Genomic DNA, 821 nt, shown 5'->3' on the forward strand with positions numbered 1-821 from the left:
GTAGGCCGGGTCGGTCGGGTGTTACAACCTCCATTACGGTACGCTGATTAATCATGTCATTGCTGAAAGTCACTTCAGTCGGGAAGGCAAAATGCTTCAGTTGGCGTGGTGTGCGCCGGCTGATTATCTCAGGGTAATCTTCCGGGTCATCGAGTTCTTCAATCAAGCGTGACCGAACTTGCTCTTTTCGTTCTACATCGTTTGCTAAGGGCATGTTGTGTGCATCAGTTACAATAAAGTGGCTCAAATTGAACTCACCTCTCGATGCACTGATACGGGCATTTAAGACGTTGAGATTCAGTTGCTCAAGTACCGCAGTTGTTGCAGCAAATAGGTCGTCTTTTGAGCGGACGTAAACCATAATATGGCTGAAACCGTCACCTTGCTTGGTTTGGGTGTCGCGAATGATGATGAGCGGCTCACTTGAGTTGCCATGATTAAGTACTTCAGAGATTTGCCAAACGATGTCGGCGGTTGAGTCTTGAAGGAAGTAGTCGTCTTCAAAGGACTCCAATAAAGCATCAATCTCTGGTGTGGTGTAGCCACTATCGATGAGTAAGGTGCGGACTTCGCGTTTAGTGGCTTCTATCCAGTCATTGCGATCAACAGGCTTATCTGTGCCGCGACGTATTGCGCGCCTGGTTTCGATATATAACTGCTGCATCAGTGTCGCGCGCCAGCTGTTCCACAAGGTGTGATTGGTCGCAGAAATATCACAGACAGTCAAAATATATAAGTACTCAAGGTGAGTAAGGCTAGGAATTAGTTGCGCAAACTGATGAATAACTTCAGGGTCATCAATATCTTTCTTCTGCGCTGTC

At 47.0% G+C, this 821-nt stretch carries 1 pseudogene; it reads right to left on the bottom strand.

Features of this window, described 5'->3' with window-relative positions:
* Positions 1 to 821, bottom strand: a pseudogene (gene glnD, locus A3756_RS28450) ([protein-PII] uridylyltransferase); the annotation flags it as partial.

The organism is Oleiphilus sp. HI0086 (assembly GCF_001635225.1).